General features: G+C 61.0%; 15 protein-coding genes. 5 read left to right on the top strand and 10 right to left on the bottom strand.

Features of this window, described 5'->3' with window-relative positions; all coding sequences use genetic code 11:
* Positions 1–18: 18 nt before the first annotated feature.
* Together LC531_RS06565 and LC531_RS06560 are read right to left on the bottom strand one after the other, a co-directional pair.
* Positions 19–702 (bottom strand): ABC transporter ATP-binding protein, encoded by a 684-nt coding sequence (locus LC531_RS06565; protein WP_223649515.1) that lies wholly within the window; start codon positions 700–702, stop codon positions 19–21.
* A 33-nt stretch (positions 703–735) separates the two neighbouring features.
* Positions 736–1,995, bottom strand: a complete 1,260-nt coding sequence (locus LC531_RS06560; RefSeq protein WP_223649514.1) for an efflux RND transporter periplasmic adaptor subunit — start codon at positions 1,993–1,995, stop codon at positions 736–738.
* A 480-nt stretch (positions 1,996–2,475) separates the two neighbouring features.
* Here LC531_RS06560 and LC531_RS06555 point away from each other — a divergent pair, with 480 nt between their 5' ends.
* The 4 genes from LC531_RS06555 to LC531_RS06540 all read left to right on the top strand — a co-directional run bounded on the left by LC531_RS06555 (position 2,476) and on the right by LC531_RS06540 (position 7,375).
* Positions 2,476–3,498: a DNA-methyltransferase gene (locus LC531_RS06555; RefSeq protein ID WP_223649513.1), complete on the top strand. Its 1,023-nt coding sequence runs from the start codon at positions 2,476–2,478 to the stop codon at positions 3,496–3,498.
* Positions 3,495–4,430, top strand: coding sequence for a hypothetical protein (locus LC531_RS06550; RefSeq protein WP_223649512.1), 936 nt, complete (start codon positions 3,495–3,497; stop codon positions 4,428–4,430). Before LC531_RS06555 ends, LC531_RS06550 begins: the two co-directional genes overlap by 4 nt.
* 235 nt (positions 4,431–4,665) lie before the next feature.
* A complete protein-coding gene (locus LC531_RS06545; RefSeq protein WP_223649511.1) occupies positions 4,666–6,027 on the top strand; it encodes a sigma-54-dependent transcriptional regulator in 1,362 nt (453 codons plus the stop codon).
* A complete protein-coding gene (locus LC531_RS06540; RefSeq protein WP_223649510.1) occupies positions 6,017–7,375 on the top strand; it encodes a sensor histidine kinase in 1,359 nt (452 codons plus the stop codon). The genes LC531_RS06545 and LC531_RS06540 overlap by 11 nt, the downstream gene beginning before the upstream one ends.
* 587 nt (positions 7,376–7,962) lie before the next feature.
* Here LC531_RS06540 and LC531_RS06530 read toward each other — a convergent pair.
* The 3 genes from LC531_RS06530 to LC531_RS06520 form a co-directional block, all read right to left on the bottom strand.
* Positions 7,963–8,502 carry a 2'-5' RNA ligase family protein gene (locus LC531_RS06530; protein ID WP_223649509.1) on the bottom strand — a complete coding sequence of 180 codons (540 nt, stop codon included), beginning with the start codon at positions 8,500–8,502 and terminating at the stop codon, positions 7,963–7,965.
* A 92-nt stretch (positions 8,503–8,594) separates the two neighbouring features.
* Positions 8,595–9,614, bottom strand: a complete 1,020-nt coding sequence (locus LC531_RS06525) for an SMP-30/gluconolactonase/LRE family protein (protein WP_223649508.1) — start codon at positions 9,612–9,614, stop codon at positions 8,595–8,597.
* Between the two features lie 189 nt (positions 9,615–9,803).
* Complete coding sequence (locus LC531_RS06520) at positions 9,804–12,260, bottom strand: alkaline phosphatase family protein (protein WP_332874891.1); 2,457 nt, start codon at positions 12,258–12,260, stop codon at positions 9,804–9,806.
* Between the two features lie 385 nt (positions 12,261–12,645).
* Here LC531_RS06520 and LC531_RS06515 point away from each other — a divergent pair, with 385 nt between their 5' ends.
* Positions 12,646–13,707, top strand: coding sequence for a DUF3089 domain-containing protein (locus LC531_RS06515; protein WP_223649506.1), 1,062 nt, complete (start codon positions 12,646–12,648; stop codon positions 13,705–13,707).
* 233 nt (positions 13,708–13,940) lie between these two features.
* Here the strand turns inward: LC531_RS06515 and LC531_RS06510 are convergent, their stop codons facing one another.
* The 5 genes from LC531_RS06510 to LC531_RS06490 form a co-directional block, all read right to left on the bottom strand.
* Entirely contained in the window at positions 13,941–15,704 is a 1,764-nt protein-coding gene (locus LC531_RS06510) for a HAMP domain-containing sensor histidine kinase (RefSeq protein WP_223649505.1), read from the bottom strand.
* A gap of 84 nt (positions 15,705–15,788) precedes the next feature.
* Positions 15,789–16,958 (bottom strand): sensor protein KdpD, encoded by a 1,170-nt coding sequence (locus LC531_RS06505; protein ID WP_223649504.1) that lies wholly within the window; start codon positions 16,956–16,958, stop codon positions 15,789–15,791.
* A gap of 174 nt (positions 16,959–17,132) precedes the next feature.
* Complete coding sequence (locus tag LC531_RS06500; protein WP_223649503.1) at positions 17,133–18,317, bottom strand: porin; 1,185 nt, start codon at positions 18,315–18,317, stop codon at positions 17,133–17,135.
* Between the two features lie 58 nt (positions 18,318–18,375).
* Positions 18,376–20,367 carry a KUP/HAK/KT family potassium transporter gene (locus LC531_RS06495; protein WP_223649502.1) on the bottom strand — a complete coding sequence of 664 codons (1,992 nt, stop codon included), beginning with the start codon at positions 20,365–20,367 and terminating at the stop codon, positions 18,376–18,378.
* A 200-nt stretch (positions 20,368–20,567) separates the two neighbouring features.
* Positions 20,568–22,025, bottom strand: a complete 1,458-nt coding sequence (locus LC531_RS06490; protein WP_223649501.1) for an outer membrane beta-barrel protein — start codon at positions 22,023–22,025, stop codon at positions 20,568–20,570.
* Between the last annotated feature and the right edge of the window lie 93 nt (positions 22,026–22,118).

The raw sequence follows: 22,118 nt of genomic DNA, 5'->3' as shown, positions 1-22,118 counted from the left end.
GAAAAGGGGGGTAGGCGTTCAGAATTGGCCGCGGCTATTTTCCAGCACCACCTGCCCGTCAAGCAGGCGGATGACGCGCCGGGCGTACCGGGCGTCGTGCTCGGAGTGCGTGACCATGAGCACGGTGGTACCCGCCTCGTTCAATTCGGTCAGCAGGCCCAGCACGTCGTGGCTGCTGGCCGAGTCGAGGTTGCCGGTGGGCTCGTCGGCCAGCAGGAGCGGCGGGGCATTCACCACGGCGCGGGCTACGGCCACGCGCTGCTGCTGCCCGCCCGAGAGTTGCAGCGGAAAGTGGTTGCGCCGGTGCAGCAGCTGCATTTTTTCCAGCACCCGCTCCACCCGCTGCCGCCGCTCGGCGGCCCCCACGCCGAGGTAGCGCAGGGGCAGCTCCACGTTCTCAAACACCGTCAGCTCGTCAATCAGGTTGAAGCTCTGAAACACGAAGCCCAGGCTGCGCTTGCGCAGCTCGGCCCGCTGCCGCTCCGAGTAGCGGCTGGTTTCGGTGCCCAGCAGTTGCAGGCTGCCGCCGTCGGGCTCATCGAGCAGGCCCAACAGGTTGAGCAGCGTCGATTTGCCGCAGCCCGAGGGACCCATGATGGCCACAAACTCCCCCTGCTCCACCGTCAGCGAAACGTGGTTCAGCGCCTTGGTTTGCACCTCCTCGGTGCGGTACACCTTTTCCAGGTTTTCGGTCTTAATCATGAGTTCCATGCTTTACTGGTCAATTTTAGTTGCCTAGGGACGGTCCTTATCCAGCACCAGCTCCTGCTGGTCGGCGTAGCCTTCGTAGCTGGACGTTACCACTTGGTCACCGGGCCGCAAGCCCGCCAGCACTTCGTAATAGTCAGGGTTCTGCCGCCCTAGCCGGATGGCTACCCGCTCGGCCTGGCTGCCATCGGCATCCAGCCGAAAGGCCCAGTTGCCCACCGTTTGCTGGTAAAAGCCCCCTCTAGGTAGCAGCACCGCCGGGGCTTTTGCACTCAGTGCCAGCCGGATGGGCAGGGTCTGGCCCCGCCGCAGGCCCGGTGGCGGGGTGCCGGTAAAGGCCAAGTCGATTTGCAGGCCTTTGGCCACCTGCGCGAAGATTTTGGTCACGCGCAAGGCATACGCCTGGCCATCCACCACCACTTCGCCTACCTGACCGGCTGCGATGCGGGCAATGTAAAACTCGTCCACTGCGGCGTGTAGTTTCACGCCCGCCAGCGCGTCAATCTGCCCCAGGCGCTGGCCCCGCGTCTTGGCCTCGCCCACTTCCGCGGCCAGCGAGCTGAGCCGCCCGCCCACCGGGGCCCGTAGCAGCAGGTCGTCCATCTTGCGTCGCATCAGGGCCAGGTTGCTGGTCATGCGCCGCACCGATTCCTGCATGGTGCCCAGCTGCTGCAGCATGGCCACCGAATCCTGGCGCAGGGTCTGCTGCGTGAGCTGCCGCCGGCGCAGCTGGTAGCGGTAGGTGTTCTGGCTTTGCAGGTAGTCCTGCCGCGCAATCACCTTCTGGTCGTAGAGCACCTGGTTGGTGTCAAACACCCGCCGGGCCTCGGCCAGTTGGAAGTCGATGTCGGCCAGCTGATTCTGGCGCAGGATGCGGTTTTGCAGCAGCTGGTTGCGGGTGTTGCGCAGGTTGTTCATCAGGTCGTACACGGCCGTTTCGCGGTTCACCATTTCCAGTTGCAGGTCGGGGTTGGCCAGCTGCAGCAGGGGCTGGCCCGCCGTTAGGGTGGTGCCTTCCTCTACCAGTACCTGCTGCACGGTGCCGGCCTCCGCCGCGTCCAGGTACACGGTGCGCAGCGGCTGCACGACCCCATCGATAGCTGTAAATTCCTGAAAATTACCCCGCGTGACGGGGCTGATGGTCAACCGGCTGGCCGCAACGTGCAGCCGTTGCCCCGGCCGGGGCCAGTAGCGGCTGGCCGCGCCCGTGCCCGCCAGCAGCAGGGCCCCCAGCCACCACCAGCGGACCACCCACGACCATCTTTTCTTCGGTGTCAGAATATCCATTCAGTTCGGCGCAGGCACTAGCTGCAAAAAGCTATTGACCAGAGGTGCCAAGAACAGTGCCTTACTCACAAACGCTTGCTAATCAGCAGTCTGCTTTTGAGTCCTGGTTGCCAGTTGCTGCCGAGCGTCCGGTTTTGATACAGTTGACCGTTCGGTTCTGATACAGTTCGAATCTGTTGACGGACAGAAAACGGCCTGGTCGACTGAAACCCAGTATTTTTCGAAGCCTGCACGATTTATGAGGTCCTCTCAGAAAACGGAGAATAGAGTACATTAAGGGCTAAAAGGGGGCTGCCAGGGCTAAGTGTCGAGTCGAAACCTCTAATTCGGAGGTTATGCCCTATCTGTTTAACAATACCCTTTCTAGGTGGGCCGTATCCGACGTGGTATTTTTCCGGTAAGATGCCCCTGTTTTCTTCGGCAGGCACTCACTTAAATTACCTACTTTAGTGGTTTGGAACAGCTTTCAGGTAAACTCTAGTGTCCTGTTCAGCTCTACACATTGCTCAAAAAGAGTTCTTGATGAAGGCAGAAACGAAAACATATTCCCGCAATAAATCCTCAAAACAACTTAATTCACCTTCCTTGTTTGCTGCTCCTGCCCCCAAAGGGCACCGAGTTGAAATAAACCCTGAAACAACCACACCTCAGCCTTTCTATCAGCACCTAAACGGCACCCTATGGCTGGGGGATTCCATCGCCTGGATGCAATCACTACCGGCTGAATCAGTGAACCTGATTTTTGCTGACCCGCCTTACAATATCAAAAAAGCAGATTGGGATACTTTTGAGAGTCACCAAGCCTACGTTGATTGGTCAATACTTTGGATTGAGCAAGCGGCGCGTGTGCTGCGGCCAAACGGTACGCTGTACATCTGCGGCTTCTCCGAAATTCTGGCCGACCTCAAAGCGCCCTCGATGAAGTTCTTCAAAGGGTGCCGGTGGATTATCTGGCACTATAAGAACAAGGCCAACCTGGGTAGTGATTGGGGAAGAAGCCATGAGAGCATCCTGCATTTGCGCAAGGGGAAAGACCACACGTTTAACATTGACGAAGTACGCATTCCCTACGGAGAGCACACGCTGAAGTACCCAACGCACCCCCAAGCGGAAACAAGCAACTTCGGCAAAGGCAAAGAGAAAAGTCATGTCTGGCACCCGCACCCTGATGGGGCCAAGCCCAAGGATGTGCTGGAAATTCCGACTACGTGCAACGGCATGCACGAAAAAACGCCCCACCCTACCCAAAAGCCCGAAGAGTTGGTGCGCAAGATTCTCCTGGCATCTTCCAACGTGGGCGACACGGTACTGGACCCCTTTTCGGGCTCGGGAACTACCGCCGTTTGCGCGGAGCAACTGAAGCGCCGCTGGTTGGCCTGTGACATTGCTCCCGAGTACCTGGGCTGGGCCGCCGACCGCCTGGAACTGGTGGAAGATTGGAGCATTGGAAAGTGGAAGAAATACGACTTTGACAACAATAAACGCCGCACCTCCATCCGATGACCATCAACCAGCTTACTACTAGAGCCCGAAACAAGGACAACTTCACCACCCTACAGGGGTACATTGATTTCTGCCAACACTACCTAGATTTTGTTGCAGCAGGGCACTTGCAAGCGGTTATTGTATCACAAAACGAGAATCATTACCGATTCTGGCAATACGACGAAACTGCTGGTTTTCAGATTACCCGGCCCATCAATTCCCAATTGATGTACCAGGCTGCGGAGTTCGGGGCCATTCGCGGAAATTTCATCTCTACTCTGCAAAACCTGCGGGACATAGAAGATAACGCTGGCCTGCGCAGCAGCCTAAACAACACCGTGTATAGCATTCAGCAGAGCATTGGCGCTGCCCTGGATGGCCTACCGGCTGGGGAGAGCAACACGGCCCGGAAGATTAACGGCGATTTATTCGAGCGGCTGATGCAGCTCATTTTGCAGGAAATGGGGGTAGCGGCCGTTTCGGGCACTGTCCGGGTGCCTGTCGTGGTGGATGGAGTGGAGCAGTTTAAGATGAACTACCAGCACGACCTGATTATCAGCTACGAAGGCGATGTAAAGGCCATTGGTAGCGTTAAGACTACCAGTAAGGACCGAATCGATAAAATATTTATGGATAAGTTCTTATATTCTAAAATCACTGGCAGCGACCTTCCGCACATCGCCATTTTTCTGAACGACGTGCAGCGCAAAGGAACGGCACCAAAATATGGCATCAGCTCAACGTTCCTACTGGGTCATTTCAAGGGCTACACGGTAAAGCTGAACCCATTGGATGGGGTTTATTACTGTGATATTCGCCCGAATATGAAAACGGAACCCATTGTCAAGGACCATATTAAAACCCTTGACCATCTGCTTTGCACTGATATTTGGTCCTTTCTAAGGCACGAAGATGCTGTTCCACTTGAAATTACCCCAACAGAAGAGTAGTAAGTTAACAGTCAATGCCTCAGCTATGCGGGGCATTGGCGTACTCTGGGTACTGTTAAACAGATAGGGCAAAATCTCCGAGTCGGAGGTTTTGACTCGACACCTAGTTCTGGCAGCCCCTTTTAACTCTTAACGTGCGCTATTTTCCGTTTTCTGAGAGCCCCCCCTGTATATGGCCTGGATTGGGACGGGTACCCGCCAGCTCCGACTTTTACGTTTTACCCAACCTTTTTTCATGATTCTCAAGCAGGCCCGCATCCTGGTGGTAGACGACGAGCCCGACGTGCTGTTCGCGCTTAAGCTGCTGCTCAAAACCGAGGTGCGGGAAGTTGTGACGGAGAAAAACCCGGAACTGCTGCTTTCGCTGCTCCGCCAGCAGCCCTTCGACGCCGTGCTGCTCGATATGAACTACCGCAGCGGCCAGGCGACGGGCAACGAGGGTTTTTACTGGCTGGGCCGCATCCTGGAGCACGACCCCACCACGGCCGTTATCCTGCTCACGGCCTACGGCGACGTGCGTACGGCGGTGCGCGCCCTTAAAGCTGGTGCCACCGACTTCCTGCTCAAGCCCTGGCACAACGACCAGCTGCTGCAAACGCTGGCCGCCGCCCTCCAACCTAAAACCAACAGCAAAAGTGGGGGCAGCCCAAAAAAGTCACCTGAGCCGGTCGCCACTACTGCCCTGCTGGGCGAGTCGGCGGCCATGCAGGACGTGCGGGCCATCATCGAAAAGGTCGCCCCCACCGAAGCCAACGTGCTGCTACTCGGTGAGAACGGTACCGGTAAAGAATTGGTAGCTAAAGCATTGCACGAGCAGTCGCGCCGCGCCGCCCGGCCCTTTGTGGCCGCCGACGTGGCCGCGCTCAGCGAGGGGTTGTTTGAGAGCGAGCTGTTCGGGCACACCAAGGGCGCGTTCACGGATGCCCAGGCCAGCCGCGTGGGCCGGTTTGAGGCGGCCACCGGGGGGACCCTGTTTCTGGACGAGATTGGCAACATTGGCCTGCCGCAGCAAGCCAAGCTACTCACGGCCCTGCAAAGCCGCCAGGTGGTGCCCGTGGGCAGCAACGTCCCCGTGCCGGTGGACATCCGGCTGCTGTCGGCCACCAACGCCCCGCTGCACGCGCTGGTGGCCCGCGGGGCCTTCCGCCAGGATTTAATGTATCGCCTCAACACGGTCGAAATCACGTTGCCGCCCCTGCGCGAGCGCGACGACGACGTGCCCCTGCTGGCCCAGCACTTCGCGCAGGTGTACGCCGCCCGCAACCGGCAACCCGTGCCGGAATTTAGTGCCGCCGCCCTGCGCAAGCTCCGGGCGCACGCCTGGCCCGGCAACGTGCGGGAGCTGCAACACGCCGTGGAGCGGGCCGTTATCCTGCGGGCTGGCTCCGTGCTGCACCCGGCCGATTTCTCGTTTCGGAACCCCGAATCGGCGGCGGCTGCGACCGTAGCGGAGCCGCCGCCGCCGTTGATGGAAGTAGAAAAAAACATCATTCAGCAGGCCATTGAGCGCCACCAGGGCAACCTCACCAAAGCGGCCAAGGAGCTGGGCCTCACCCGCACCGCCCTCTACCGCCGGCTCGACAAGCATGATATTTAATCGCATGGACGTGCGCCTGCTGAGGCGGTTAGTACTGCTGGTGGCCGCGTTGGCCGGGGGCGGGTACGCCACGCTGTACCACGCCTACGGGCTAGCTCTGGGGGCGCTGGTGCTGCTGATAGTTTTGGTCCTAGACCTGGCGCGCTACCTGACGCGCGGCCAGCAGGCCCTGGCCGACTTTACCCTAGCCCTCCAGTACCGCGACTTTTCGCGGCAGTACCCGACGCAGTCCGTCCCGGTGGCGCTGCGGCCCTTGCACGCGGCCTTCAACCAAGTCAACGCCACGTTTCGGGAGTTGCGGGCAGAGCAGGAAGGGCAGTTTCAGTACCTGCAAACCATCCTGGCGCTGCTCGATACCGGTATCGTATCCTACGACGCGGCGGGCACCGTGGCCTGGGTGAACGAGGTGTTCAAGCAGACGCTGCACCTGCCGTATTTGAAAAACATCAAGGGGCTACAATCCCGGCAGCCGGTGCTGTACGAAGCCATCTGCCGGGCAGTGCCCGGCCAGCCCGTGGTGGTGAAACTGACGGTAGGCCTCCAAACGGTGCAGCTGCTCGTGTCCGTCACCCAGTTTAAGCTGCGGGGCGAAGCATTTACTCTCCTGGCTTTCAAGAACGTGAGCCAGGCCCTGGCCGACACCGAAACCACTGCCTGGCAGCAACTACTGCGGGTGATGACGCACGAAATCATGAACTCGGTCGCCCCCATTGCTTCGCTGGCGGATTCGTTGGGCCGCCATGTGCAGGCAGCCCAGCAGTCGGATGCGAGCGCCACCGAACTGCTCGACGACGTGCGCACCGGCATTCGCATCATTCAGCAGCGCAGCGAAGGATTGCTGCGCTTCGCCCAGGTGTACCGCGACTTCAGTACCTTAGCCCCGCCGCAACGCACGACCCTCTACGTGCAGGAATTGCTTCAGACGACCCATCAGCTACTGGCGGAACAGCTGACCGCTCAAGGCATCGAAGTAGTTATCAGCGTGCGCCCCGCTCACCTCACGTTGCACGCCGACGGCCACTTACTGGAGCAAGTGCTCATCAATTTGGTGCTCAATGCGGCGCAGGCAGTTACCCAAACCCCCAACCCTCGCATTAGCCTGCTGGCCTGGCCCGATGAACAGGAACGGGTGGTTATGGAGGTGAAAGACAACGGGACTGGTATTCCCGCCGACGTACTGGACAGCATCTTTATTCCTTTTTTCACTACCCGTCCCAACGGCTCCGGGATTGGGCTGAGCCTGGCCAAGCAAATCATGCAGCTGCACCAGGGCAGCATTCAGGTCCATTCCGTAGAGGGGGCAGGCAGTGGATTTCAGCTGTGGTTCCCCCATGCGACTACCGGTTAACGGTTGTTGAGCGTAATCCTGCGTTAAAGACCAGGAACTACGCTCGTGCTCTCACCAGTAGAGACACTTAAATGCGCTAAGCAGCGGTAAACAGTGGCCCTGCCTATGCCGAGCAGCTGCCCGATTTCAGCTACTGTTCTGTCTTGCTGTAAGTGGAAAGTTTTAGCCGCCTGGGCTTTGGAAAGGACCTGTTTGGAGAGGACTTTGGGCCGCCCACCTTGGCGCCCCCGGGCCCGTGCGGCCGTCAGGCCGGCTTTGATACGTTCGCGGATAATGTCGCGCTCAAACTCAGCTCAAAAAGCATAATGCAGTATTCTTAATAATTATTAAAAATAATATGTATTTATTTATTAATTATAATAGTGAATCAGACAATTTCTCGTACCTAGTCATAGTGTGGAAGAGCCAAGCCGGGAGGTTTGCTAAAGCGTCCGTTTTTTGAGACGCCCGACCGTCCAGCTTTTTTCTACCGATACTTTTTGGTCCTACTCTAGTGCTGCCCCGAGTAATCCAACGATGCGGGCGAGATGCTTCCCTGCGGTCTGCATGACGTGCTTTTCTCCTCCTAACAACCGACACCCTACCCCCTACTTCCCGCCGAATTCAAACACCTCCTCGCGCACAAACATATCGCCCTCGGGGCGCAAAATGGCGAGGTTGCTGATGGCTAATTCCAGGTTAAACGTTTGATTGTTAAGAAATTGCAAAACGGGACCCAGTAGCTCGGGCGTGGTGTCGTGCAGGGCCAGCGACACGTGGGGCAGCCACAGGTCGGGGGCGCTGAACTTGTCGGTACGCGAGCACAGCGGGGCCGCGATGTTGAAGACCCGGTGGTGCAGCTCGTTGAGGGCATCCGAGCGCAGCACCGGGATGTAGATAACCGGCCGGCTGCCCGGAAACATGCCCAGCCCGGTGGTATGCGCCACAAATGAGGGGGTAGTGGCGGCGATGTCGCGCAGGGCCGTTTTAAGAGTATCCAAGTCGGCGGGCTCCACTATCTGGTAGGTGAGGTGGGGCTCGGGGGTTGCCTGCACGTCGGTGAGGCCAAACTCAGTTTCCAGGCTCTTGATGAGGGCGTTGATGTGGTCGGCGGCCGGCGAGGGCAGCAGCGAAGTAATGGCGAGCATGGAAACGGGCAAAAAGGAGAAACACGGATGCAGTCGGAGCTACCGGCCCTAAAGCTAGGGAGCCGGCCAGTTATTCGGGCCGGAGTGGCCGGCTAAAACGCCACTTTCGTGAGCTGAAACTGCTTGACGGGCGGCGTGAGCATGGCTTGCAGCGAATCGAGGTGCGAGTAGAGCACGTAGCTGGCCTGGCCCGCGCGCCGGCCCAGCGTGGTGGGGTACACCGCGCCGGTAGCGAAGCTACCCGTGCCGCTCACGGTCACAAAGTTGTCGGTGCTGGCCAGGCGGTACACCTGGCCCTGCGCGTTGCAGGCAGCCAGCAGGGTAGCATTGTCGAGGAGCTGCAAGCCATCGTCGCCACTCAGGTTGAGCGCCATTGTGCCCGTAGCCAGCAGCTTTACTTGGGCAAATTTACTGGGGCTGTCTAGCGGCACTTTAATAAGCGCGCCCACGTCCGACTTCGCCACGAGCAGGTAGCCATTCGGATTATACACAATGCCATTGAGGCCAAACATGCCGGCCGGCGCTTGCAGGCTGGGGTCTTCCAGAAAAACTGAAGCCACGCCCTTGGTATCAATCTTATAGATAATCGGGGCGTAGCTATCGGTGACGTAGGCATTACCATCCCCATCGACCGCAATGTCGTTGGCGAAGTGCGCGGGGTAGTTCGGGCGCAGGCCGCCGAGGTCCACGTAACCAGTTTTAGTCCCGGTGACGCGGTTGAAAATAGCCACGGCCGCGAGCTTACCCTTGGTGGCGGCGCTGGTGCGGGTGGCATTGTAGCCAGGGTCCGACACGGCCACGAGCAGGCGGCCGCCGGCCACGTCGAGGTGCAGCCCGATGCTCGAAATCAGCTGCGGGTCGTCGGCAAAGACCTTGTATTGAGCTGAATCATTCACCTGGCCCACGGCCCCGGCCGTCTGCGAGCTGACCAGAAAATGATGCCGGTCGTCGTCGTACTGCATCCCTTCGGGGTAGAGGCCGGGCTTAGTAAACGTCACGGCCGCCGGCAGTACGGTGGTGGGCGTGGTATCGCTGTCTTTGTCGCAGGCCGCGAGTAACAGGCCGCCGCCCAGCAAGCCCAGGCACGTCAGGCGGGAATAAGAGAGTAGCATGGAAAAGGAGCTGGGGGCTTCCTGAAAGGCAGAAGCTGGCTGCTTTACGGGCCGGCGGGGGGGTAGGGTTGGGCGGGCGTCGCGCCAACTCACCACGAAGTAGGGTGCGGGGCTTGCCCCCGCCCATCGTTGCCCAAAACCCGCCCAACTTGTTCAACGCCGGGCGGGGACAAGCCCCGCACCCTACTCTTAATCATCATCGCGCTTGGGCGTGAGCTGCAAAAACGCGCCGCGCCGGGGCGCGGGCATCGCCGAATTTTCGCCACGCACCGACTTCCAGACTACCTCATTAAGGTCTAAATCGGGCACTTCGTCTTCGTGGGCAAAGTCGAATTTGGCCGAGCGCTCGGCGCTGCGGTTCCAGGCGGTGTTGCGGGTATCGAGGGGCACTTGGTTGGGTTTGGCCTGGTAGGGGGCCGGGTTGGGGGTAGCTTGAAAGACGCCAAACAGCGGCCGGGCGGCGGCATCGTACTGGCTCATGGGGGGTAGGCCCAGCAGCAATTCTATCGTGCGCATCACGCCGGCCGTGGTGTAGAGGGTGTGGTCTACGGCCCCGTGCCGCACGTGCGGCCCGATGACAAAGGCCGGCGAGCGGTGCGCGTCGATGTGGTCGGGGCCGTTCTGGGCGTCGTCTTCCAGCACAAACACCACCGACTCGCCCCAAATGGCGCTCTGCGACAAGTGCTCCACCAGCCGGCCCAGGGCCAGGTCGTTGTCGGCCACGGCCGACGTCGGGCTCACCTTGCCCAGCCGCTGCCCGCTGGTGTGGTCGTTGCTGAGGCGGATGGTGCTGAACTGCGGCACCGCGTTTTTGGCCAGCAACGAGTCAAAATCCTGCGCCCAGACGCGCACCCGCTCCTGGTCGGTCACGTCCAGGTTGAAGCCCGGCGACCGGGCGCACACGTGCCCACGCAGCGACTTAAGCGGGGTTTTGCCGTAGTCCGCAAACTCGCCGTAGGTGCGGTAGCTCAGGCCCGCGCGCTGGCAGTAGTCCCAGATGAAGCCGTCGCGGGGGTAGGCCACTTTGCGGGTGCCCTCGAAGTCGTAGGTGCCGCCGCGCCCGCCGTAGCTGATGGGCCACGACTTCTCCACGTAGTCGGTGGCGTAGGCGGCGGTGCTCCAGTTGTGGCCGTCGGCGCTCACCTCGGCATTCACGTAAAAATTATCGAGCAGCACAAACTCGGCGGCCAGCGCATGGTGGTTGGGCGTCACTTTCCGCGGAAAAATGCACAGCGACGAGTCGCCCGCACCGGCCCGCACATCGCCCAGCATCTGGTCGTAAGTCCGGTTTTCCTTGATAATATAAAAGACGTGCTTAATCGGCGACGTTTCGCCCGCCCGGCGCGGCACCGGGTTGCCGGCCGCGCCCAGCGCCAGCTTTTCGCTTTCCTTGGTAAAGGGCGTGTTGGCGTACACCTGCCGGGTATACGCCTTAAGCCGGGTCGCATCGGGGGTAGGAATGAAGGAGAGCGTGCCCTTAAACAAGCCGCCGATGTACTGCACCTCGCGGTGCACGCCGCCCGACTGGTAGCCGCTGTCGTCGTTGCGGCGCACTGGCTGCGGCCCCTGCGGGTTCGCCAGACTCGACATGCCTTTGCCGTTGGCTACCAATATCTTACTACCTACCGTGCGCACGCAGGTCGGGTACCAGCCGGTCGGGATGAAGCCTTTGGCAGCGCTGTGGCCAGGCTGGCTCACATCGAACACAGCCAGGCAGTTGTTATCGGCATTGGCGATGTAAAGCGTCTTTTGGTCGGCTGAGAGGGCCAGCCCGTTGGTGGTCGAGCCGGTGAGGCGCGTGGGAAAGAGGCTGGTCGAGATGGTTTCGAGCACCCGAAAGCTCCGCGCATCTACCACCGACACCGAGTTATCGTTAGCATTCGCCACAAACAAATAGCGCCCGTCGCGGCGCTGAATCAGCTCATTCGGGTGGCTGCCGGTGGCCAGCGCGGCGCGTACGCGGCCGGTGGCGCGGTCGTAGGCCAGCAGCTTATCGCCGCCCCAAAGCGTGATGTACAGCGTCTTACCATCGGGCGCGAGCAGGCAGCCGTAAGCCTCTGCGCCGAGGGGTAGGCGGCGCACCACGCGCCTGGTCTGCAGGTCGAGCACGTAGAGCGCGCTGTCTTCCTTGGTCACTACATAGAGGCGCTGCCCGGCCGCGTCTACGGCCAGGCCGGTGGGGCTGATTTTGGCCTTTGGCCAGGGCCGGCCCAGGCGCAGTGTGTCGGGCGCGCCGAGTTTGCGCCCGGCCGTGGGGTAGGCCAGAATAATGTTGTCGTTGCCGCCCGAGGCATAGAGCTTATCACCCTTCGGGCCAAACGCCAGCCCGTACCACGCCTTGCCAATCACGCGCTCATCCAGCAGCTTTTCGCTCGCAGGGTCAATAAGTTGAATAGTCTGCGTACTCTGCCCGTTGTTGGTCACGGCCAGCATTTTGCCGTCCGGCGCGAGCTGCATGTTAAGCGGCAGGTCGCCGAGCGGCAGCGCGGTGCCGGCCGGGGTGAGGCTCCAGCCGTTGGGCAGCAGGATGTGGGCCGCCTGCGGGTCGTTGGTGGGAAGTTGGGCGTGGGCCGCGCTGGTGAGCAGGGCCAGCACGGTGGCGGCGGAAAGCAGGCGTTTCATAACGATTCGGGGTAAAATCAGCACGCCGCAAAGGTCGGGGTAGCGCGGGGCTTTTGCTATTATGCGAAGGTTACGAAACGAGTGAGGCGGCCAGCGCGGTTCACCTGCCCCCTCTTCACAGGAGAGCGCGAACAGCAAACAGGGTGGGGCAGCCGCATGAAGCGGTTATCAGGAGGAGGTCGCCGGCGGTGGGCAAGCGCTTAGTAGCCGCCACGGCCCCCTGCTTTCTGCTGCGCTCCAAAGGGAGCTGGTTGGAAGAAGAACCCCTATCTGAATCATCGTGCGGTTAATCGGGACAATGCCCTAGCTGGCAATGTTTCTGGCGCTGGTGGCGGCGCCGCCACCAGCGCCAGAAACATTGCCCCACGCCGGGGCTGTTTCACAGGTCAATTAATCACGTTCCTACCCCATGCGCTTGCTTCATTTCGTCTTGCTGAACCGCTTGGCCCGGTGGGGACTCCTGGTCCTGCTGCCGCTCACCTGCTGCGTCAACTTGTTGAAGCCCGCCCACGGGTTCCGGGCCCCGGCCCCCGACACGGCCCCCAACTATGCCCTTGAAAGCAACTGGGCCGCCCTGCCCACCCGCCGCGACTCGGCCGATGCCGTGCCCCGCGCCGCCGGCCTGCGCGATGGCCAGACCACGGCCGCTGCCGACGTGTTCTTCATCTATCCTACCACCTACTTCTGGCGCGGCCACTGGAACGCCGCCGTGGGCAATGTCCGCCTCAACCGCTTCACCGACCGCACCACTCTCTTCAACCAGGCCAGCGCGTTCAATGCGGCGGGCCGCATCTACGCCCCGCGCTACCGGCAAGCCACGCTCTACTCGTTTTTCGACAAGCAGGGCCCCGACGGCCAGCAGGCCCTCGACCTGGCCTATACCGACGTGAAGGCGGCTTTCCAATACTATCTCGCGCACTACAACCAGGGCCGGCCCATTATCATCGCCGGTCATAGTCAGGGGGCTACCCACGCAACGCGCCTGCTCCACGACTTTTTCGACCACGACCCCGCGCTGCGCAAACGCCTAGTAGCCGCCTACCTCATCGGCGGCCAGGTGAAAACCAACGAGTACCAAACCATCCGCCCCTGCCCCGATTCGCTAGCCACCGGCTGCTTTGTGGCCTGGAACACCTCCGAGCGCGGCTTCGATTATGCGCCCTACAACGGCTTGGCCGCCACCAACCCCCTCACCTGGACGCTCGACACCTTGCGGGCCCCCGCCGCCCGCAACCGCGGCGGCGTCGGTCCCCACATGAAGCGCATCGATGCCCACATCACTGATGCCCAAGTCCACGGCGGCCTGCTCTGGATTACCCCGCCCAACGTCCGCGGCTACCCCCGCCTCTTCGTCCCCGGTTACCCCGAGCTGCGCCACTCCTTCCACGCCGCTGACATTGGCCTGTTCTATATGAACCTTCGTGAGAACGCAGCGGCGCGGGTACGGGCGTGGCAACGGGCAAATCGGTAAAATTGCGCGGATAAGTTGGCCGCTGCCCGCCGTGGGCAGCGTACCTGAATTGGCTGCCCGGCTGAACAGGAGTCGGGTAGTAGGAGGGCAGCAAAAAGTGGGGGCCGTGGCGGCTACTAAGCGCTTGCCCACCGCCGGCAGCCTCCTCCCGATAATCGCTTCATGCGACTGCCTCCCACTCTCTGCTGCGCTCCGAGAGGGGGCTAGGGGTGAGATAAACCGCCGCGGACGACCTACCCCCCCACCGGCAGCGTGAAGTGAAACGCGCTGCCGCTACCCAGCTCACTTTCTATCCACAGCCGGCCGCCCTGCGTAGTAATGAACTCGCGGGCGATGCTCAGGCCCAGGCCCGAGCCGCCGGTGTAGCCGGCTTTGTCGGGCAGCTGCGCGAAGCGCTGGAAAATCTTGTCGTGGTGCTCGGCCGCGATGCCGGGGCCGCGGTCCTGCACCGTCACCTGCACGAACTTACCGGCGCGGGCGGCCCGCACCGCGATACTTTCGCCGGCCGGCGAGTAGCGGATAGCATTGGCCAGCAGGTTGATAAGTACCCAGGTTGTCTTCTCCACATCGGCGCGCACGGGCGGCAGGTCGGGGGGTAGGGCGGTTTGCAGGGTGAGCTGCTTATTAGCTAATTGCGCCTGCACAGTGGCCTCGGCAAAGCGCACCACCTCAGCGAGTTGGGTGGGCGCGAAGTTGAGCTGAATACCCTGGCCCGAATCGAGGCGCGACACGTCGAGCAGCTCGCTCACCAGGCGCTGCAAGCGCTGCGTTTCGCGCTGAATGCCCACCGTAATATCCTGGCGCTCCGCCTCCGGCAGGTTGTCTTTTTGTAATACCTTGAGACTAAGATTGATGCTAGAGAGCGGCGTTTTTAGCTCGTGCGACACGGTGGCCAGGAAATTCGACTTTACCTGGTCCAGCTTTTTGAAGTCCGACACGTTGCGCAGCGTCAGCAGCTGGCCTATGAACTCGGTTTTGTCGCTGGCCTCATTATAGGAAACCAGGTCCTGCACCGCCAGCCGGTAAAAGGCTTCCTCGCCGCGCTGCGTAATGGTGAGCAGCGGCGCTTCGGCCACGGCCTGCTCGCGGTTGGGCGCGTCGAGCGGTGCTGTCAGGGTTTGAAACAGGTCGTTTTCGAGGCGCACGAGGCTAGCCGGGCGGCCCACCAGTTTTTCGGGGGGTAGGCCCAGCAGCTCGCACATTACGGGGTTGGCCAGCAGTACGCGGCGGCTCTCATCCAGCACCAGCAGACCTTCATCCAGGGTATTGATGATGCTGGAAGCGCGGTTGCGGGCCGTCAGCAATTCGGCGGCGGTGGAGCTGCGAAACTCGCGCAGCTCGCTCAGCATCTTGTTGAAAGCCAGCGCCACCTGCCCAAACTCGTCGTTGCTTTCCTGCGGAATGGTAGCCGCGAAGTCGCGGGCCGTGGCGTGGCTCAGGGCGGCGCTCAGCTTGCGCAAGGGCTGCACCGCCGCCTCGGGCACGCTCGCCACGAAGCCCAGGCCCAGCAGCGCCGCCACCGTAATAAAGAGGATGAGGTTGCGGTTGGCCTGCTCGGCGTAGTGGTTAGCCAGGGTATTTTTACGGGTGAGGGCTGCCGTGTTCAGGTTCATCATGCGCAGGGTTTGGGCGCGCAAAGGCCGCCAGGCGGGGGGTAGGGCGCGGCCGTCGCGGCTCAGGTCGCCCTGGTAGGCAGCCAGCTGCTGCGTGAGGCTGTCCACTACCTCGCGCTCGCCGGGCTCGGTAATATTGCCGGCCTCCCGCGTCAGGCCCCGCTGCAGCTGCCGCAGGCCAGGAGCACTGCCGGGCTCCTCGCGCAGCGCATCCAGCCCGTGCAGCATCTGCTGCCCCAAATCCACGGAATATAGATTGTCCTTCAAGATATTGCGCGATTTCAAATCTAGCTGCCGCACCGTATAAAAAGCATAGCTGCCAATGCTGAGCAGCAGCGCCAGCATGGCCACGAAGCCGAGGGTAATTTTGGTCTTGAGAGTCATGATGAGGGAGTCTTTTGTAAATCGTCTGTCATTGCCGTGCTCCACTGCATTGCGCTCGCAATGACAGACGATTTATTCTGTTAGTCAATAAGTTATCAGATACACATCCAAATCACCCCCGTCGCGGGCCACGGCGCGCAGCAGGTCGTTGGTGATGCCGCGGCGGCTCAGGCGCTCCCACTGGCTTTTCTCGCGGGTGATGCCGCACACGAGCAGCGTCGCGCCCTTTTCCTGCGCCACCCGCCGGATGGCCGCCACCACGTCGTCGTCCTTCACCCGCAGAATCTGCCCGCCCAGCTCCACCGCCAGTTGCAGGTTGCGAAGCAGATGCCGCTGCGTAGCCAGCCCGATGCGGTCGGCGCTCTCGCGGCCGGTCTGCACGTAGAGCACGTACCAGGCGGCGGCCGAAAAGCGGTCGGCCAGGCGCGAGGTTTTGCGGATTATCTCCTTGGCGGCCTCGGCGTTGGAGTTGATGCAGGCCAGCAGGCGGTCATCGTTGCGGCGGGGGGTAGCGATGGCCGGCGCGCCGCCGGCATCACTTTCCACCTGCCGGCCCAGCAGCTGCGCCACCTCGCGCACGGCCAGCCGCCGCAGCTGCAACAGGTTTTCGGACTGAAAGAAGTTGGCCAGCGCGGTAGGCACTTTGGCCGGGTCATATATTTTGCCTTCCTCTAGGCGGGCGCGCAGCTCGCCCACGGTCAGGTCCACGTTCACCACCTCGTCGGCCTCGCGCAGCAGCTGGTCCGGGATGCGCTCGGTCACGTCGGTGCCGGTTATTTTCAGCACCTGGTCGTGCAGGCTTTCCAGGTGCTGCACGTTCACGGCGGTTATCACCGAAATGCCGCTTTTCACTAGCTCCTCCACGTCCTGCCAGCGCTTTTCGTGGCGCGAGCCGGGCACGTTGGAGTGGGCCAGCTCGTCCACAATCACTACCTGCGGGCGGCGCTTCTCAATGGCATCCAGGTCCATTTCCTCCACCGCGTGGCCCTTGTAAAACACCTGCTTGCGGGGCAGCAGCGGCACGTTGCGCAGCTGCGCCACGGTGCCGGCCCGGCCGTGGGTTTCCACGTAGCCGAGCAGCACGTCCACGCCGTTGGCGTGCAGGTCGTGGGCCTCTTGCAGCAGGCGATAGGTCTTCCCTACCCCCGCGGCCAGGCCCAGGTAAATCTTGAGCGTGCCGCGCCGCTTCTCCCGCACCAGGCGCAGGAACCGCTCGGCAGATTGGTCGCGCAGGTCGGCTTCGGCGGTAGACATAGCAGGGGAATAATAAGCTGTCAGCTTTTAACTATTCGCTTTTCCTGTTGATTAACAGGGCTTACGCAGCGGGTTTTATACATCTTTGCAGGCAGCGCTCACCAGTTGCAAGGGGGCCAGCCAGAACAGCCCCGTCGCTTTAAAGCCGCACCCGCCTGAACGACAGTAGGTAGCTCAGAAGGTGAGGCCAAGCAGCGTCGTCACGGCCGCATCGGTACGCTTGGGGGTTTTATCGCGGATGTACGCGTTGTTCTGGTCGATGAATTCCTTGAACTCGGCCCGCAGAATGACGCGGGGCACGGGCAGATAGTCGAAGCCCAGCGAGTAGCCGGTGGTGTTCAAGCCGCCCACGCGGGTAGTGGCCAGCACGCCGCTGGGGTCGTGGTAATACTCCACGCGGCCCACCAGGCCGGCCCGCGTCCACAGGCGGCGGCGCACGATGAGCGAGCCGCCCTGCCACTTGTCGTAGCCACCCCGGCCATCGAGTTTTTCCTGCCAGCCAGTGTCGAAGGCACCGGCTATTTTCCACTTTGGCGTGGGGTCATACGTAACGTAGAAGTCGTGGAAGTAGCGCAGGCGCACGCCCAGCGAGTCGGGCACGTTGCGGCCTTCGCCAATGAAGGTGCTCGAATTGAACAAAAGCTTGGGGGTAGGCCGAAACTGCACCTGCGTGCCCACCGCCTCGTTCTGGTTGCGGTCGCGGATAACCTGCCAGCCGTTGATGGTCAGCACCGAAAACAGCCACTTCTTGCCCGCGTCATACGTAAGCTTGGCCCCCGTCTCGTAGTAAGGCGAGTTTTCGGCCATAATGGAGCGGGTCAGCGTGAGGTCGTCGCGCGAGTTGGGGCCTTCCAGGCCAATGTGCGAGAGGAAGATTCCGGCATCGAGCCAGAGGTTTTTGGCCACCCGCACGCCGCCCCAGGCCTCGTAGATGTTCTTGAAGATGGCCGGCTCAGCGGCGTAGTTGGCATCGGGGTAGGTGCCGGTCTGGATGGCAAAAGTGCCCCGGATGCGGTCGCTGTTGTAGCGCGCGCCCAGCAGGGCAATGTTGATGGCAATCTGGTTGTGCAGATTTTCCGAGTAAATGAAGCTGGGCCGGGTGAGGCTGGCGGGGTTATTAAAATCGTAGCCGTAGTACACGCCCACGTAGCCAAAAAACTCGGGCTTGGGGTCGGCCAGCCGGGCCGTGTCGGCGGCCGCGGCGGCCGTAGTGGCGGCGGCCGTGGCCGTGGGGGCAGCGGGCGGCGCGGTAGTGGTGGTGGTAGTTGGCGCGGGCGCGGGCGTAGTTTGAGCGCGGGCCAGGCCGGGTAGCAGGCCCGCGCTCAGCAGCAGAGAAGAGAAGCGTACTGAATGGCGCATAGGTGCGTCGAAAAAGGTGGGGTAGGGAGGCTACCCGGCGGGCGGCCTGCCTAAAGAATTAGTCGCGGGTGAGCTGCAGCTCGGGCCGCTCGGGCGTGAGCAGCGGAATATTTTCGATGGTGAGCGAGGAGTTATCCAGCCCGAAGCTTTGCTGCTGACTGGAGCCCAGCCAGCGCAACGCGCCCGAGAGGCGGGCCACCAGCCGCTGCCAGCCGCTGAGCGACTGGGCATAGGGCAGGGTACGGTTGAGGATAACGAACTGAAAATCACCCACCATATCCTGGCCGCGCAGCGAGTCGTAGCGCGAGGTGATGTCGATTTCCTTGTTCTTCACCAGGTCGGTTACCACCTGCCGGAACATGTAGTTGATGGCGTGGTCAACCCGAAAGCCCAGTCGGAACTCGATGCGCACCAGGTCGTCGGCGAGCACAGTGGTGGCGTGGTAGGTCTTGGTGTATGGCTCGTCGGTGGTCGTGACGTGGATGAGGTAGTAGATATCGGCCCGCTTGGGGCTTTTGCGAAAAATGCTGTGGATAATGCCGTTCTCGACCATTTTGGGGTCTTCCGAATCGGTGAGGTACACCAGGTGGGTGGCAAACTTGGGCACCGACTCATCGGCGCTGAGCTTGCTGAGCAGGGATAGCCAGTCGGCCAGCGGCACGTACTTGGCCAGGTCGTTGCGCAGGCGGCGGCCCTGAATCCAGCTCACCATCACCAGCAGCAGCAGCAGCCCCAGTAGCACGCTGATGTAGCCGCCCTCGGGAAATTTGCGCAGGTTGGCAATCAGAAATGAGCCTTCCACGGTGAAATACGTCAGCAATAGCAGCCCAATCCACACAATGCCAACCCGGCGCAGGCGCAGGTAGTAGGCCAGCAGCACCGTGGTCATGAGCATGGTCACGGTCACGGCCAGGCCGAAAGCCGCCTCCATGCGGCTGCTCTCGCGGAAGTGCAGCACCACGCCCACGCAGCCGGCGCAGAGTATCCAGTTGAGCGAGGGCACGTAGGCCTGCCCGCGCAATTCGGTGGGGTAGGACACCTTCACCTTAGGCCAGAAGTTGAGCCGCAACGCCTCAATAATGAGCGTGTACGAGCCCGAAATCAGGGCCTGCGAGGCAATGATGGTCGCCAGCGTGCACAGTCCGATGGCCGGCAGCAGGCCCCATTGCGGTATCATTTCAAAGAACAGGTTGCGCTCGCCCAGGGGCGCGCCCTGGTGCTGGAGCAGCCACGCCCCCTGCCCCAGGTAGTTGAGCAGCAGGCAGGTTTTAACAAAAGTCCACGACACGTAGATGTTGCGCCTACCCACGTGGCCCATGTCGGCGTAGAGCGCTTCGGCCCCGGTGCTGCACAGAAAAATACTGCCCAGCAGCCAGAACGCGCCCGGCAGCCGGGTTATCATGTGCACCGCGTAGTACGGGTTCAGGGCCCGCAAAATGCTCGGCTCCTGCACCAGAAACCGGATTCCCAGCACGGCCAGCATCGAGAAAAAAACCACCATGACCGGCCCGAAGAGCTTGCCGATAATGGCCGTGCCGAACTGCTGAAACGCAAACAAACCCACCAGAATAACCAACACGATGGGCACCGTATTCAGGTCGGGCTTTATCATTTGCAGCCCCTCAATGGCCGAGGCCACCGAGATGGGCGGCGTAATGAGGCTATCGGCCAGCAGCGCCGCCGCCCCGATGATGGCTGGCAGGTAGAGCCACTTCAGCTTCAGCCGCCGCAGCAGGGCGTAGAGCGACAAAATGCCGCCCTCGCCGTGGTTGTCGGCCCGCATGGCAATAAAGACGTACTTAAAAGTAGTAAGCAGCGTGAGCGTCCAGATAATGGCCGATACGGTACCCAGCACCACTTCCTCCGTCACGGGCCGGTGCACGAACACGCCGCGCACAGTGTAGAGGGGCGAAGTACCGATATCGCCGTACACGATGCCTAGGGCGATGAGCGAGCCCGCGGCCGTAATGCGGGTGTGGAGGGTACCGTGGCCGCCCGGCTCGGGCGTAGGAATGGGAATAGTAGCAGCGGCCGTAGCGGAGGTCGGCATAGTCAGTGGCTTAGCGTAGCGAGGGAAACCGAAACCAGGAAGGGAAATAATGAGGGAAAAACTGTTTAGTAGGGCAAGTACAGCCGACCGACTAGTAAACTTGCCCTGCCGAATACTTACAGCAAGCAACTCAGGAAGCCCAACTTTAGCTGAGAGCAATAGTTGGGCTTCCTGAGTGCGGATAGAAGGACCGCGGAAACTTAAAAACGAAAAATAGTCGAGAAAATAATACGATTTTCGTCTTTCACCAAATCGGCTACGTAGCCGGTAGGGTCGCCGATGGGTGGGTTCCAGCCATTAGGAGAGGTTACGCCGCCGTGCCCGCTGAAATAAGGCACCGATGCGTGGCGTGTTACGTACTCTATGCCGAAGGTCAGGTAGTCGTTGGGCATATACTGCATGTTGGCCGAAGAGTCCCAGCCCTTGAACAGGTCGCCAGGATTTTGCGTGAGTACGCCGGTGCCGGTGGGCAACAGGGCCAGGTATCGGCCGGGGTTCGAAATAACGCCGCCGCCGAAGGTAGTGGCGAAGTGCTGCTTCGGGCCGTACCAGAAACGGTTGTAGAACATGGCGCTCAAGAAGTTTTGCTCCGGAATACCACCCTTGTTGCCGAAGGGCCTCACTATCCCGTCGCCACCCTCGAAGCCCAGGTCGCCGGTCAGCGAGAAGGCCGCTTTGGTGATGCCGGGGCCACCGGGGGCATTGTAATAGCGGGCCACAACGGAGTTGTCGGTGTGAAAGCGGTAGCGGTTAGGGTCGAGGGCCGTGTCGTGGCCGTAGTACGACGAACCCAGCACCGAAAGCCACTCCTTCGGGCGGTATTGTATTTGGAAGCCCACACCCGGCGATTCGTTAAACATCCCGTAGGTCTGCCATCCGTTCACAAGCCACAATTCTACTTTCAACTTATCAGTGGGGAACAGCTGCACTCGCGAGCCGGTAAAAAACCACGGCGTATTGTCAGAAGTGAAGGAGGGCTGGTAGTTCCAGTTCTCGAAGTTATTGTAAGACAGCAGGCCCACATACGACTTGAAGATACCAAAGTCGATGTTGATGCCGTGCATCTTGTTGATGTGAATGCCCGCGTAGCCTTCGGTCACGAAGCGCAGGGCCGTGTACAGGTCAAACTGGCCGCGCAAGGGCGTATTGTCGTTGCGCGGAATGCCAGTAGCGCGGGTGCCAAACTGCAAAAATAGCTTGGCCCGTGCTCCCGTCTTGGGGTCGTGAAACTCACCGCCCGCCTCGATATACGAGATGTTAAATTCGTTTGAACGGAATGTGGCCGTCGAACCGGAGTTAGTGTGGTCGATGGGCCGGGCAAACGAGTAGTTATAATTGCAGTCGATGGTAGTGCCGCCGGTGAAGTATTTGGAGTCGAGCAACGCTTTTTTCTGGCGATTAGCTCCCTGCACCCAGGTAAAGTCGCCCCAGGCAAAAGGCTCCGTGTACTTGCCAGTATCCGTCTTGGTTACCGTTAGGTCGTTGGAAATCACCCGGTTTGTAGCGGTGAGGGCTGCGCTGTCGCGCATTTCTTGCTTAATCTGGTTGATAATGGCCTGGCGCTCGGCCGGCGAGAGGGTAACCTGCGCCTGGGCGGTCGCATGTAGGGCCAACAGGCAGCCCGTAGCAACTAAAGTGGAGGTAAATTGCTTTTTCATAAAAAATGAATGGGGTGGTAATCAATACCTGGCCGACAGCCAGCGAGGCTGCCTATCACAGGTATTGAACAGGGGAGAGAAGAGTGATAATGG

The organism is Hymenobacter psoromatis (assembly GCF_020012125.1).
Lineage (GTDB): Bacteria > Bacteroidota > Bacteroidia > Cytophagales > Hymenobacteraceae > Hymenobacter > Hymenobacter psoromatis.
This window is presented reverse-complemented; position numbering and strand designations above follow the sequence as displayed.